At 30.2% G+C, this 14596-nt stretch carries 14 protein-coding genes and 7 tRNA genes; all 21 read left to right on the top strand.

Annotated elements, in window-relative coordinates; genetic code table 11:
- The first annotated feature begins 82 nt into the window (after nucleotides 1-82).
- The 21 genes from LJD32_RS05795 (at nucleotide 83) to LJD32_RS05695 (ending at nucleotide 14537) form a co-directional block, all read left to right on the top strand.
- A complete protein-coding gene (locus LJD32_RS05795) occupies nucleotides 83-388 on the top strand; it encodes a PTS sugar transporter subunit IIB (RefSeq protein ID WP_022002012.1) in 306 nt (101 codons plus the stop codon).
- Between the two features lie 52 nt (nucleotides 389-440).
- Nucleotides 441-1352: an AEC family transporter gene (locus tag LJD32_RS05790; protein WP_227391961.1), complete on the top strand. Its 912-nt coding sequence runs from the start codon at nucleotides 441-443 to the stop codon at nucleotides 1350-1352.
- An 8-nt stretch (nucleotides 1353-1360) separates the two neighbouring features.
- Nucleotides 1361-3373 (top strand): ATP-dependent DNA helicase RecG, encoded by a 2013-nt coding sequence (gene recG / locus LJD32_RS05785; protein ID WP_032090210.1) that lies wholly within the window; start codon nucleotides 1361-1363, stop codon nucleotides 3371-3373.
- 29 nt (nucleotides 3374-3402) lie between these two features.
- On the top strand, nucleotides 3403-4392 hold the full coding sequence (gene plsX / locus LJD32_RS05780; protein WP_032090209.1) for a phosphate acyltransferase PlsX: 990 nt from the start codon (nucleotides 3403-3405) through the stop codon (nucleotides 4390-4392).
- Complete coding sequence (gene rnc, locus LJD32_RS05775; RefSeq protein ID WP_032090281.1) at nucleotides 4379-5053, top strand: ribonuclease III; 675 nt, start codon at nucleotides 4379-4381, stop codon at nucleotides 5051-5053. Before plsX ends, rnc begins: the two co-directional genes overlap by 14 nt.
- A 75-nt stretch (nucleotides 5054-5128) precedes the next feature.
- Complete coding sequence (locus LJD32_RS05770) at nucleotides 5129-5383, top strand: LysM peptidoglycan-binding domain-containing protein (protein WP_022002017.1); 255 nt, start codon at nucleotides 5129-5131, stop codon at nucleotides 5381-5383.
- Between the two features lie 65 nt (nucleotides 5384-5448).
- Nucleotides 5449-6909, top strand: a complete 1461-nt coding sequence (locus LJD32_RS05765; RefSeq protein WP_032090208.1) for a nicotinate phosphoribosyltransferase — start codon at nucleotides 5449-5451, stop codon at nucleotides 6907-6909.
- A 2-nt stretch (nucleotides 6910-6911) separates the two neighbouring features.
- Nucleotides 6912-7304 carry a hypothetical protein gene (locus LJD32_RS05760; protein WP_227391962.1) on the top strand — a complete coding sequence of 131 codons (393 nt, stop codon included), beginning with the start codon at nucleotides 6912-6914 and terminating at the stop codon, nucleotides 7302-7304.
- Nucleotides 7292-7855 (top strand): hypothetical protein, encoded by a 564-nt coding sequence (locus LJD32_RS05755; protein WP_119363497.1) that lies wholly within the window; start codon nucleotides 7292-7294, stop codon nucleotides 7853-7855. Before LJD32_RS05760 ends, LJD32_RS05755 begins: the two co-directional genes overlap by 13 nt.
- Before the next feature lie 2 nt (nucleotides 7856-7857).
- Entirely contained in the window at nucleotides 7858-8691 is an 834-nt protein-coding gene (locus LJD32_RS05750; protein WP_032090206.1) for a prephenate dehydrogenase, read from the top strand.
- Between the two features lie 143 nt (nucleotides 8692-8834).
- Nucleotides 8835-9368: a helix-turn-helix domain-containing protein gene (locus LJD32_RS05745; RefSeq protein ID WP_032090205.1), complete on the top strand. Its 534-nt coding sequence runs from the start codon at nucleotides 8835-8837 to the stop codon at nucleotides 9366-9368.
- A 15-nt stretch (nucleotides 9369-9383) separates the two neighbouring features.
- The gene (locus tag LJD32_RS05740; protein ID WP_032090204.1) at nucleotides 9384-10961 is read left to right on the top strand and encodes an ABC transporter ATP-binding protein; all 1578 of its coding nucleotides are present in this window, start codon (nucleotides 9384-9386) and stop codon (nucleotides 10959-10961) included.
- Nucleotides 10962-11807 carry an ABC transporter permease gene (locus LJD32_RS05735; RefSeq protein WP_032090203.1) on the top strand — a complete coding sequence of 282 codons (846 nt, stop codon included), beginning with the start codon at nucleotides 10962-10964 and terminating at the stop codon, nucleotides 11805-11807.
- Nucleotides 11804-13702: an extracellular solute-binding protein gene (locus LJD32_RS05730; protein WP_227391963.1), complete on the top strand. Its 1899-nt coding sequence runs from the start codon at nucleotides 11804-11806 to the stop codon at nucleotides 13700-13702. Before LJD32_RS05735 ends, LJD32_RS05730 begins: the two co-directional genes overlap by 4 nt.
- Nucleotides 13703-13897: 195 nt before the next feature.
- A tRNA-Cys gene (locus tag LJD32_RS05725) sits at nucleotides 13898-13972 on the top strand.
- A gap of 9 nt (nucleotides 13973-13981) precedes the next feature.
- Nucleotides 13982-14070 (top strand) — tRNA-Leu (locus tag LJD32_RS05720).
- Nucleotides 14071-14077: 7 nt separating this feature from the next.
- Nucleotides 14078-14154 (top strand) — tRNA-Arg (locus LJD32_RS05715).
- Between the two features lie 6 nt (nucleotides 14155-14160).
- A tRNA-Pro gene (locus LJD32_RS05710) sits at nucleotides 14161-14237 on the top strand.
- Nucleotides 14238-14249: 12 nt separating this feature from the next.
- A tRNA-Ala gene (locus LJD32_RS05705) sits at nucleotides 14250-14325 on the top strand.
- Between the two features lie 24 nt (nucleotides 14326-14349).
- Nucleotides 14350-14426: transfer RNA gene (locus LJD32_RS05700), tRNA-Met, on the top strand.
- Between the two features lie 34 nt (nucleotides 14427-14460).
- Nucleotides 14461-14537, top strand: a tRNA-Ile gene (locus LJD32_RS05695).
- Nucleotides 14538-14596 lie beyond the last annotated feature (59 nt).

Here is a 14596-nt window from a genome sequence, read left to right as displayed (position 1 = left end):
AATTTGTATTTTTATAGAAAAAAAATTAAAAAAGAATATAATTATATCAGTAATTTATTATTAAAAAGTGAGGTAGTATAATATGTATAAGATTTTATTATGTTGTGTATCAGGGGTTACAACAAACAAATTAGTAAATGCAGTGAAAGAATCTGCTAAACAAAAAGATATTAAAGTAATGTGTTGGGCAGTTGGATCTAAATCTGTAGGTTTATCATGGGCAGATGCTGATTGTGTTTTATTAGCGCCACAATCTGCTTCAGAATTATCTAAAATTGAAGAAATGGTTCACGGGGTTATTCCATGCGCTTTAATTAATGATGGTGATTTTGCAAGTATGAACGGAGATGCTGTTTTAAATCAAGCATTAGATTTAATTAAAAAATAAACATCCTAAGCGATGTTTTTTTTTGCTATAATAAAATTCAGGAGGAATCAAAATGGCTGAAATTATGATCAAGGCAGCAGGTTTTGTTTTTGTAATTATAATAGCGTTTATTTTAAAACAAGTGCATGTTTTAGAAAAAAGAGATGGTTTAACAATTGCAACAATTATTATGAATGTAACATTACCTTGTGCTTTACTTACAAATGCAAGTGGTGTAACAATTGATCAATCAATGCTCATTTTATTATTAATAGGATTAGCATCAAATATTATCATGCTTTTCATTTCTTTTATACTTTCAAGAAAAGAGGAAAACATTTTAAAAGGATATTATATGATCAATTGCTCTGGATATAATATAGGAAACTTTGTTATGCCGTTTGTACAAAGCTTTTTCCCAGGCATGGGAGTTGCTTATTTATGCATGTTTGATGTAGGGAATTCAATTATGTGTTTAGGAGGAAGTTATGCATTAGCAGGAAGTGTAGCAAGCAGTAATCAAAAATTGACTCCTAAAACAGTAATCAAAAAATTATTTTCATCAATTCCATTTGATGTATATCTTTTAATTTTTGTTTTAGCACTTTTTAAAATTTCAATACCTCAACCAATTTTATCAGTGGCTTCTTTTATAGGAGCAGGAAATGGATTTTTAGCGATGTTTATGATTGGACTTTTATTAGAAGTTAAAATAAATCCTTCGGAAATGAAAATAGTTTTAAAAACACTTTTGATTCGTGTGCTTTTTGGTGCTATCTTAATGAGTATTGTTTATTTTATTGTTCCAATTCCAATGCTTGCTAAAAAAATTGTTGTTTTAGCATTGGCTGCGCCTATTACAACTGTTTCAGCTGTTTTTTCAAAAAATATTGGTTATCATCGTGATGCACCAGCTATTTCGAGCTCACTTTCAATTATTATCAGTATTGCCGTTTTAGTTGTTTTAATTATCATGTTTGCGTAGGTGAGTGTATGGAGTACGATTTAAAAGTTTTAAAAATAAATAAAAATAAAATAGAACAGTTAAATGAATTATCTATTTATACTGTAAAAGATTTAGTACAACATTATCCTTATCGCTTTGAAGAAATGTTAGAAACACCATTACATGATGAATCGAAGGTCATTATTGAAGCACAGCTTATTGATGAACCTAAAATCTTTTATAAAGGAAGATTTTCAAGATTGACTTTTCATGTTAATTACCATGAAGAGCCATTAACAATTACGATTTTTAATCGTCATTTTTTGAAAAAAAATATGCAAGTAGGAATGATGCTTACTATTACTGGTAAATACAGTGCTTCTAAAAAAGCAATTACAGCTAGTGACTTAAAACTAAAGAGCTTAAAAGAAATTTCTGGAATAACACCAGTATATTCTTTAAAAGAAGGACTCACTCAAAAAAGTTTTCAGGGTTATGTCAATAAAGCACTTAATTTTTATAAAGGACACATTGCTAATACTATTCCTTTATATTTATGTCAAAAATATCATTTGATAGATAAAGAAGATGCTTTGTTTAAAATACATCAACCGCAAACACGCAGTGATGTTATTAGTGCACTTAGATACTTAAAATATGAAGAATTTTTTAAATTTCAAATGACAATGCAATATATAAAACAAAATCGCACACAAAATATAGGTATCTCAAAATTAATAGACAAAGAAAAAGTGACTCATTTTATTGAAAAGCTCCCTTTTCAATTAACAGATGACCAACAAAAAGTCGTTGATGATATATTAATAGATTTAACAAGTCAAAAATTAATGTATCGCTTTGTTCAAGGTGATGTTGGTAGTGGAAAGACAGTTGTTGCAGCAATTAGTTTATATGCTAATTATTTAGCAGGTTATCAAGGAGCTATGATGGCACCAACAGAAATACTAGCGCTTCAGCATTATCAGTCTTTAAAAAAAATGTTTAAAAAATATAAAATAAATATCGCGTTACTTACAGGTCATCTTTCACAAAAAGAAAAAAATGAAATCTATCAGCAATTAGAAAATGGACAAATTGATATTATTATTGGAACACATGCTTTATTTCAAGAAAAAGTACAATATAATCAATTAGGTCTGGTTATTACTGATGAACAGCATCGCTTTGGCGTTGAACAAAGAAAAGCGTTAAAAGACAAAGGAAATAAAGTTGACTTTTTAGTAATGACAGCAACACCGATTCCTAGAACGCTTGCTATTTCTTTATATGGAGATATGGATGTTTCAACGATTAAAACACTTCCTAACGGGAGAAAAAAAGTTATTACAAAGTTTATTAAAGGAACATCAATGAAGCCTATATTAAAAGATTTGAAAGATTATCTTTTAAAGGGAGGACAATGCTATGTTGTCTGTCCTCTTGTAAATGAAAGTGAAGCAATCACTGGAAGAAATGCAAGTGATATTTCAAAAGCAATGGCACAATATTTCAAAGGACAATACGAAGTTGGATTAGTTCATGGACAAATGAGTGATGAAGAAAAAAATAAAATCATGAATGCATTTAAAGAAAATAAAATACAGATTCTTGTTTCAACAACAGTAATCGAAGTGGGAGTTGATGTAAGTAATGCAAATATGATGGTTATTTATAATGCAGAAAGATTTGGTTTATCTCAACTTCATCAATTGAGAGGAAGAGTAGGAAGATCAAAGGAACAAGGATATTGTTATCTTTTATCAGAGGCAACACATTCTGAACAAAAGGAAAGATTAGAATTTTTAGAAAATCATCATGATGGATTTGAAGTCTCTGAATATGATTTAAAAATAAGAGGACCTGGAGATTTGTTGGGTCAAAAGCAAAGCGGTTTACCAACTTTTATGATAGGAGATATTTTTAAAGATTATCATATTTTAGAAATTACAAGAAAAGATGCTTTTGAAGCGATGAATCAACATCAAGATGATGAAAAAATTATAAAATTGTTATCAGAAATAAAAAACAATTTAATAAAGAATAATGAATATATTGATTAATGTGTTATAATGCTAAAAGAGGTGAGAACATGAAATTAGCGATAGACGCCATGAGTGGTGATTTAGGTAGCTCTATTGTTGTAGAAGCCTGCCAATCATTTTTAAATAAAAATAAAACAGATGAGCTTTATGTTGTAGGAAAAATTGAAGAATTAGAAGCATTGAAAGATCATCCTCAAGTAACTTTAATAGATGCTAGAGAAATCTTTGAAATGACAGAAAATATTTTAGCAATCCGTAGAAAAAAAGAATCGAGCTTAGTAAAAGCTATGATGTTAGCAAGAAATAACGAAGTTGATGCTGTATTATCTTGTGGAAATACAGGAGCCTATTATGCATGTGCAATGTTGTTTTTAAAACGTATTAAAGGAATTGAAAAATCATGTTTAATGGCAACAATTCCCACTTTAAATGATAAAGGTGTTTGCATGTTAGATGTAGGGGCAAATGCTGAAAATACAGTAGATCAACTCGTTCAGTTTGCAATTATGGGAAATGTTTATGCTAAAAATGTTAGACATATTCAAAAACCTAAAGTTGCCCTGTTAAATATTGGAAGTGAAGAACATAAAGGTGATGAGATCCATAAAGAAACATATCAATCTTTGAGTACACTTGAACAAATTGATTTTGTTGGAAACATTGAAGGAAAAGAAATCTTAAGAGGTGATGTGGATGTCATTGTAACGGATGGATTTACAGGAAATGTTACATTAAAAACAATTGAAGGTGTTGCATTATCTATGATGTCTGCATTAAAAGATGGTTTTATGGCATCAACACGTAATAAATTAGGGGCAGTTATTTCTAAACCAGTTTTAAAAGGATTAAAAACAAAATTTGATCCTGCAGGTGTAGGTGGTGCCTTGATGATGGGATTTGTAAAACCAGTTGTTAAAGCACATGGTGCAAGTGACGCGAAAGCTTTTGAAAGTGCAATGAATTTAGCTTTTGAAATGGTTGAAGTAAATGTAGTAGAAAAAATGAAAGTAGGTCTAGATGAAAGTGGAATTAGGTAAGTTTTTAGAAGTAATGGGCATTCCTTATAAAGATATTCATTTATTTAAAGAAGCTTTTACACATCCTTCTTATACAAATGAAAACAAAGGAAAAAATTACGAACGATTAGAATTTTTAGGTGATTCAGTTTTACAATATTATGTATCAAAGTTTATTTATGAAAAATATCCTGAAAAGCCAGAAGGGGAATTGACACTTTTACGTTCTAAACTAGTAAGAGAAGAATCACTTGCTCGTTTTTCTCGTGAATTAGGATTAGGTGCACAAATTTTCTTAGGTGCAGGTGAAGAACATAATGGTGGTAGAGATCGTAATAGTGTTTTAGCTGATATTTTTGAAGCCTTTATTGGGGCAATAAGCGAAGATTGTGGTATCGAATATGTTTTAAAAATATTAGATATGACAATCTATAAACATGTTGAAGATGTCAACTATGATGATATCACAGATTTTAAAACAAAATTACAAGAATTGATTCAAGCGGATCAAAGAAAGACAGTCACATATTCATTACTTTCAACAACAGGTCCAGCGAATGCACCTGAATTTGAAGTGGCAGTCATGATGGATGATATGACCCTAGGGACTGGAAAAGGTTCTAGTAAAAAAAGAGCAGAACAAAAGGCTGCAAAGGATGCGTTGAAAAAATTAGCCAGATAGATAGCAAATGCTATCTATTTTTTTGCCTAGACATTTTTTATTTTAAAACATATTTTAAAATGAAGGAGGCAAAATATGTTTGATGAAGAATATGAAAGAGTCATTCATCCCCGTAGAGTAGGTGATATCTATCTCTATACAGTAAGACCGGGAGATAATGTTTATCGGATAGCAAGAAATTTTAATACTAAAATAGAATGGATCGCTTGTATGAATAAACTTGATCAACAAATGATGATTTACCCAGATCAACAATTATATATTCCTTTTATTCCTCAAGGACCAATGCCAATGGTACAATCAAGAGATTCTTATGAATTATATTTTTAATGGACTAGATTTTTCTTAAAAAAAAGCTTATTATATTCGTAAAAATAACAATGAAGGAGAATTTTATGAATAAACATGCAGGAAGTGAAAGAAATCTAACTCTTGTAATGGATTTATATGAGTTGACAATGGCATATAATTATTTTAAACAAGGAAATAAAGATCAACTTGTTTATTTTGATATGTTTTATAGAAAAAACCCAGATAATGGAGGGTTCGCAGTTTTTGCAGGATTACAACAATTAATCGAATGTATAAAGAATTTACATTTTAGTGAAGGAGATATTGAATATCTCCGTTCACTTCAAAAATTTGATGAAGACTTTTTAGATTATTTATTAGATTTTAAATTTACAGGTTCTATTTATGCAATGAAAGAAGGTACACCAGTCTTTCCTAATGAACCATTGATTACTGTAAAAGCTAAATTTATCGAAGCACAAATTATCGAAACGATGTTATTAGTAACAGTTAATCATCAATCTTTAATTGCTACTAAAGCACATCGTGTTGTTCAAGAAGCCAAAGGAAGACCCGTTATGGAATTTGGAGCAAGACGTGCTCAAGGATATGATAGTGCAACTTATGGAGCTCGTGCAGCTTATATTGGAGGGGTAGCAGGAACAGCTACAGTTTCAGCAGGTGAGATGTTTGATATTCCTGTAGTAGGAACAATGGCACATTCTTTTGTGCAATCATTTGATAGTGAATATGAAGCTTTTAAAGCTTATGCACTTACATATCCAGATGATTGTGTTTTATTGGTTGATACGTATGATACTTTAAAAAGTGGAGTACCTCATGCCATTGAAATAGCTAAAGAAGTTTTAGAACCAATGGGTAAAAAATTAAAAGGAATTCGTTTGGATAGTGGAGATATTTCATATTTATCAAAACGTGCAAGAGCAATGCTTGATGTTGCGGGTCTTACATATGTAAGTATTTCGGCTTCAAACTCCTTAGATGAATATTTGATTCGCTCTTTATTAAATCAAGGAGCGCAACTTGATTCATTTGGAGTTGGAGAAAATTTAATTGTATCAAAATCATCTCCAGTATTTGGAGGAGTTTATAAATTAGTAGCTATTGAAAAAAATGGACAAATTATTCCTAAAATTAAAATTTCAGAAAATACTGAAAAGATTACCAATCCAGGTTATAAACGTGTATATCGTTTATTTGAAAATGAAACTGGAAAAGCAATAGCGGATTTAATTGCTTTTTATGATGAAGAAATTGATTGTACAAAAGATTTAACGATTTATCATCAATCTGATATTTGGAAATTTAAAACAATTGAAGCTAATACGTATACAGTAGAAGAATTACAAGTTCCTATATTTGAAGATGGAAAATTTGTTTATCAAGAACTGTCTGTAAAAGAAATTAGAGATTATTCAATGCAAGAAAAAGCACGCTTATGGGATGAAATATTTAGATTAGAGTTCCCGCATAATTATTATGTGGATCTTACTAAAAATTTATTAGATTTTAAAATTAAAATGTTAGAAGAAAAGAGAAAATAAAAATGGCAAGATTTGATAGAAAAGTAGAAAGAACAAAGAAAAGTTTTGAATTTACACAAAAAGAGAAAATTGTTGAAACAAATAAAGATGTTTTCAAAAAGAATTTTACTTTTAAATGGGTCCAATTAAATATTAAAACAGTATGTGTTTTTCTTGTTGATTTTTTACTTGTAACATTATTGATTATTCCATTTATGATGCAATATTTAAATGCAACTTTAGCGTTTGTTTTAGGGCATGGGATTATTACAAGTTTAGTGATCGTTTTTACAGGATTTTTAATTAATAAAGAAAAAATAAAAGTAGTTCCATTTATTTCTAGATTCTTATTTATGTTTATTCTATTAGGTGCATCTTCTGCACTTTCGATGGCAATTACATCATGGCTGAATTAGTTTGTTTAACTGCTTTAGGGGTTGTTTCATTATTTACAGGAATTGTATCATTAGGAAACAGTGATGCTTTTATGGGAATGTTTACTTTTATGATCTTACTTGTAAGTTATGCATTGATTATCCTTACTTTTAGAAAAAGAAGAACGCTTTTTAAAGCAAAAGAAGTTATTTATACAGGATATGAAATTTATTTGTATATATTATCATATATTGTTTTAATGACTTCTTGTTTATTGATATATCTTCATGTTGTTCAAGTTGTTTCAATGACATCACCATTAATTATGGTGACATGGCTTGTACCACTTGTTGCTTATTTAACGTATGAATCGGTATTGATTTTTGAAAAAGATGAATTAAATATAAATGGGAAGAAAGTATTATATAGAAGTATCAAAAAAGTTCAAATTATAGAAAATAAAAATAAGTATCATTTAATAATTAGAGCGAAAGGAAATGAATATCTATACAAGACAAATCAAAAAAATAGTCAACATGTTTTAGAATGTTTAAAAAAATATTGTCCGCGTATAGATAAAAATAGGGATTAAATATGATTATAACAGTTGTTGGTCTTGGTGTTGTTGGGGGAAGCTTTGTAAAAGCTTTAAAAGGTCAAGGACACGAAGTTTATGGTGTTGATGTAGATGAAGAAACACTTGCAAGAGCGAAAGCAGATGGATGTATAAAAGAAGGGTTTGTAGATGGTCGAGAAATCATCAAAAAATCGGATATGACGATTATCTGTTTATATCCATCATTAGTTTTAGATTATATAAAAAACCATGAATTTAAAAAGGGAAGTATCATTACGGATGCTGTAGGTGTTAAAACTCATTTTTTAAATGAAGCAATGGATCTTTTGAAAGATAAAGATGTTGAATTTGTTTCAGGGCATCCTATGGCAGGAAGAGAAAATAAAGGCTATCTTTATGCAAGTAAAGAAGTTTTTCAAGGCGCTAATTATATTTTAATTCAACATGAAGAAAATAGTAAAAGTGCCATTGCTATGATGGAACAATTTGTTTCTAATTTAGGATTTCATTCCGTAAAAATCATGTCACCACAGGCTCATGATGAGATTATTTCATTTACCTCTCAATTGCCACATGTCATTGCTGTTTCATTGATTGATAGTGATAATCAAAAATATGATACAGGTAAATATATTGGAGATTCTTATCGTGATTTAACACGTATTGCTAATATTAATGAGGATTTATGGACTGAATTATTCTTTACTAATAAAAATAATCTTTTGAAAAGTATCCAAGGTTTTGAAGATCAATTGGATATTTTGAAAAAAGCTATTAAAGAAGAAGATGCAGATACTTTGAAAGCAATGTTTATTGAATCTTCTAAAAGAAGAAGAAACCTTGAGAAATAGCGTTAGGCTATTTCTTTTTTTGTATCGTGTTTAAAATATTAAACTTTTTGTTTAAAAAGATATTGAACTTAACATAATTATTAGTATAATAGTCTTGTTTAATAAATAAAACAAAAAGTTTTTTTAAATAAACAGGAGGTTTTATGGATATTGGTGCAAAAATTAAAAGAATACGTTTATCAAATCAATTGACGTTAGAAGAACTTGCTAATCGTAGTGAATTGACAAAGGGTTTTTTATCACAGTTAGAAAGGGATTTAACGTCACCAAGTGTTGCCACATTAGAAAATATTTTAGAAGCATTAGGGACAAATTTAAAAGATTTTTTTTCAGAAGATGAAGATGAACAAATTGTTTTTAGTAAAGATGATTTTTTTGAAAATATACAAGATGATTATAAAATTTCTTATATTATTCCAAATGCTCAAAAAAATGAAATGGAACCTATTTTAATTGAACTTAAAAAAGGAAAGAATTCAATGGAAATTGATCCACATGATGGTGAAGAATTTGGATATGTTATTCATGGAAAAATTACATTAATGAATGGTGATGAAGAATATGAGGTAAAAAAGGGAGAAACATTTTATTTAAAAGGAAATTTACCACATTACATAGTCAATAAACATGATACTCTAGCGAAAGTGATTTGGGTATCAACACCACCAATATTTTAAAAGGGGAGAAAAATGATGGAAGAAAAGGTACTCATTAAATTTAGAAACATTGTTAAAGAATTTGATGGAACAATTGTTTTAAAAGGGATTAACTTAGATATTTATGAAAATGAATTTGTTACACTGCTTGGACCAAGTGGTTGTGGAAAAACAACGTTACTTCGTATTTTAGGTGGCTTTTTAGAAGCAGATGAAGGGGTTGTTATCTTTGATGATGAAGATATAAAGGAATTACCACCCTATAAAAGAGAATTAAATACAGTCTTTCAAAAGTATGCATTATTTCCACATATGAATGTTTACGATAACATTGCTTTTGGCTTAAAAATAAAAAAGATGTCGAAAGATGTTATTGATCAAAAAGTCATGAGAATGTTAAAACTTATTGGTTTAGAAGGTTTTGAAAATAAAAATGTAACAACATTGTCAGGTGGGCAACAACAACGTATTGCCATTGCTAGAGCTTTAGTAAATGAACCAAAAGTTTTATTATTAGATGAACCATTAGGTGCTTTAGATTTAAAACTTAGAAAAGAAATGCAATATGAATTAAAAAGAATTCAACAAGAAGTAGGAATTACTTTTATTTATGTAACACACGATCAAGAAGAAGCGTTAACAATGTCTGATAAAATCGTTATTATGAAAAGCGGAGAAATTCAACAAGTAGGGACTCCTCAAGAAATATACAATGAACCTGTTAATAAATATGTTGCAAATTTCATTGGTGAAAGTAATGTTATTTCAGGGGTAATGATTGAAGATTATAAAGTTAAATTTGATGATCAAATCTTTGATTGTGTTGATTTTGGTTTTAAACCAAATGAAAAAGTTGATGTTGTTTTAAGGCCAGAAGATATTGATATAGTGCCTTTAGAACAAGGAAAAATCACAGGAGAAGTTTTAAGTGTTTTATTTAAGGGAGTTTGGAATGAAGCAATGGTAGAAACTGTTCCAGGAACGACTGTTAAAGTGAACATGAACGTTATTAAAAACCATGATGTTGAAAGTGAATATAGTGATGAAAGAATTTCAGCAAATGATTTTTATGTAGATATTGAAGAAGTAGCTTCTTTAGATGATAACGATATTATTGCTAGAGCAGATGCTCAAGCATGGAAAGAAAGTGATGATTCTTATATTTCTATTAGTAAAATTGAACATGATTTAAAAGAAGAATTAGGTGAATATACAGTTACTTTCCAAACATCATCAGGTTTATCTACAACAAGAAAAATCATTGTTGTTGACCAAAAATATGTAAGAAATGAAAAAGCAAACGAAGCAGTGAGTGCTTTTAACTTCTTTAAAACAGTTGATGACATTAAGGAATCTGTTGCTTTAGATACAGATTTAAAGACATGGGCCAATGCTATTGGTTGGAAATTATCTAATGAAGATGAAGCAGTGGATATTTATGTAGATTATGATTTTGATCCTGAAAATATTCAAGAAGGAATCTATCAAGTTACTTTCTCTACAGAAGGTAGAGAATTAAAAGTACATACAACAGATTATGTAGAAGAAGGTCAAGAGGTCGGATTGACTTTTGAAGTAGAAGATATTCATGTAATGGAAAAGATGGGATTTTAGATGAAAAAATTTTCTCAGTTAGCACTTCCATATATTATTTGGAGTATTATTATTCTACTTTTACCAGTATTACTTATTGCTTTTTATGCAATAACTGATAGAGGTAACACTGTTGTTAACTTTAGTTTTACTTTACAAAATTTTGTGAAATTTTTTACCGACCCTGATTTCTTACTTATTTTATGGAGATCACTTTCAATTGCTTTAAAAACAACAATTATTTGCATTTTACTTGGTTATCCAGTAGCTTATTTTATTTCACGTTGTAAAGATCGAACAAGAAATATTTTAATTTTATTAATTACACTTCCTATGTGGATCAATATGCTTGTAAGAACATATGCTTGGATTGGTATTTTATCTGATGGAGGTATTTTACAATCATTATTGAATTTATTAGGATTTAAATCAACACAACTTCTTTATACAGAAGGTGCTGTTTTACTTGGAATGGTTTATAACTTTATTCCTTTTATGATTTTACAAATCAATACATCTTTATCTAAGATGGATAAATCGTTATTAGAAGCAAGTTCTGATTTAGGCGCAAATCGCTATCAAACTTTTTGGAAAGTTACTTTTCCACTTTCAATACCAGGAGTTATTAGTGGAATAGCACTTGTCTTTTTACCGGCAGTAAGTTCATTCTTCATTCCTAAATTATTGGGTGGAGGTCAATATTTCTTAATTGGTAATGTTATTGAAAATCAGTTTATTACTGTAGGAGAATGGAATTTTGGATCTGCTATTTCTGTTATTATGGCTTTTGTAATGATGGCTATCATGTATTTAGTAAGATATGTTGAAAAACGTAATTCTGGTAATAGAAAGGAGAAAAAAGTATGAAAAAACAAAAACATTCTTTATTAAAAATTTTAATGGTTTTAATGCTCTTATTTTTCTACTTACCAATTGGCTTTATGATTGTTTTTTCATTCAATTCAAGCAAGTCATTAACGCATTTTACAGGTTTTTCGATGCAATGGTATTCAAAAATGTTAGCGGATGCTTCAATGATGGAATCTTTATATGTCACAATTATAGTAGCGATTATTGCGACAGTTGTTTCTACGATTGTTGGGACAATTAGTGCAATTGGACTTTCTAAATCAAAAAAAATCGTGCATGATTTAATTATGCAAATCAACGATTTTCCTTTGATGAATCCAGAAATCGTTACAGCGATTGGATTAATGTTATTCTTTATTACCTTTAATATTGAAAAAGGTTTTGTAACATTATTATTGGCACATATCGCATTTTGTATTCCTTATGTTATATTATCTGTTATGCCTAAAATTCGCTCTTTAGATCCAAATTTAGCGGATGCTGCAATGGATTTAGGGTGTACACCTTGGATGGCTTTAATTAAAGTTATCGTACCACAAATCATGCCTGGTATTGTTTCAGGGGCTTTGATTGCTTTTACAATGTCTTTTGATGATTTTATTATTTCTTATTTTGTTACAGGAAAAGGAATTAAAAACTTGAGTATTATGGTTTATACAATGTCAAAACGTGTAAATCCTAGTATTAATGCTATTTCAACTTTAATTGTTATTTTTATTACGATTGTTTTAATTCTTGTCAATGTTGTTCCGGTGATTAGAGAAAAAAGAAAAGTTCAAACGACAGAACTTAAAGAAAAAAATAAAGCACCAAGAATTATTGCTGGAATTGTTGCAGCATGTGTATGTATGGGACTAGTTTTTGTTCAAAAAACAACTTCTTCGACTAAAAAATATGCAGGACAAACTTTACATGTCTATAATGCCGGGGAGTATACGGGTGAAAATTTGCTTTCTAATTTTGAAAAACAAACGGGATGCAAAGTAGTTATGGATTTATTCGATTCGAATGAACAAATGTATATTAAAGTAGCTAATGGTGAAGCTTATGATGTTTTAATTCCAAGTGATTATATGATTGAAAGATTAAAACAAGAAAAGCTTATTCAACCATTAGATCAAGATAAAATCACTTGCTTAGAAGATATTAATGATTCTGTTAAAAATTTATCTTATGATCCGAATAATGAATATTCTGTTCCTTATTTTTGGGGAAGTGTAGGAATCGTTTATGATAAAACAAAAGTAAGTGAAAAAGATTTAAAAGAACAAGGTTTTAATATTTTCTTGAATCAAAAATATAAAGGAGACATTTATTTATACGATTCGGAACGTGATTCGTTTATGATGGCTTTAAAAGCACTTGGCTATTCTATGAATACTGATAATGAAAAAGAGCTTGCAGAAGCTTATAATTGGCTTTTAGAGTGTGTTAATACGATGTCACCAGAAATTGTAACGGATGAAATTATTGATAACATGGCACAAGCAAGAAAAGCTTTAGGACTTATTTATTCCGGGGATGCAACCTATATTATGTCTGAAAATGAAAATATTGGTTATTACATGCCAAAAAAAGGAACAAATATTTGGTGTGATGGCATGGTTATTCCACAAAGTTCTAAAAATGTAGATTTAGCACATGAATTTATTAACTATGTATCAAGTTATGAAGCAGCTTATGGTAATTCATCTTATGTAGGGTATACTTCCCCAAACACGGAAGTTATGAACGATTTAGCGCAAAATGACTTTAAAGGAATTAATGCTTATAATCCAATTAGAACAAATAAATATGATGAAGTCTTTAACTATAATGCTGAAACAAGAAAGGTAATGGCTAATTATTGGGCTAAAGTAAAAATCGCAGCCTCTAATGCTAAAAGTGAATAATAAAAATTCTATGAGAGTTTTCTCATAGAATTTTTTTAAAAAAATAAAATTAAAAAAATGATGAATATACGTATGAAATTTTAAATCCATAAAAATTAGATTGTAAAAAATTATAAAAAACTATTGCAAAAAAATTTTTTATAGCATATAATAATGGGGCAGCGTGATAAGAGACGCGAAACAAAATAAAGAAGTGGTTCCTTGGCCAAGTTGGTAAGGCAACAGACTGCAACTCTGTCATCATCGGTTCGAGTCCGGTAGGAACCTCCATTAATGAATGCCCAGGTGGCGAAATTGGTAGACGCACAGGACTTAAAATCCTGCGGACCTTAAAATCCGTGCCGGTTCGACTCCGGCCCTGGGCACCATTGATATGCGCTAGTAGCTCAACTGGATAGAGTGCTTGACTACGGATCAAGAGGTTGTGGGTTCGATTCCTGCCTAGCGCGCCATTTTTTCGGGAAGTAGCACAGCTTGGTAGTGCACCTGGTTTGGGACCAGGGGGTCGCAGGTTCAAATCCTGTCTTCCCGACCATTTATAAAAATTGGGGCCATAGCTCAGCTGGGAGAGCACCTGCCTTGCACGCAGGGGGTCAGCGGTTCGATCCCGCTTGGCTCCACCAATTAATTTAATAAAAAAATATTATGGCGGGATAGCTCAGCTGGCTAGAGCATTCGGTTCATACCCGGAGGGTCGAGGGTTCGAATCCCCCTCCCGCTACCATTTTTATTTAAGGTGCCTATAGGGCATATACTGCGGACCCTTAGCTCAGTTGGTTAGAGCTATCGGCTCATAACCGATCGGTCGTAGGTTCGAGTCCTACAGGGTCCACCATTACTATTGCGGAGATTTACCCAAGTCTGGCTGAAGGGACTGGTCTTGAAAACCAGCAG

The organism is Faecalibacillus sp. TM498, from assembly GCF_020589955.1.
Lineage (GTDB): Bacteria > Bacillota_I > Bacilli_A > Erysipelotrichales > Coprobacillaceae > Faecalibacillus > Faecalibacillus intestinalis.
Note: the sequence above shows the minus strand (reverse complement) of the source record. Positions and strands in the feature narration are given on the sequence as shown.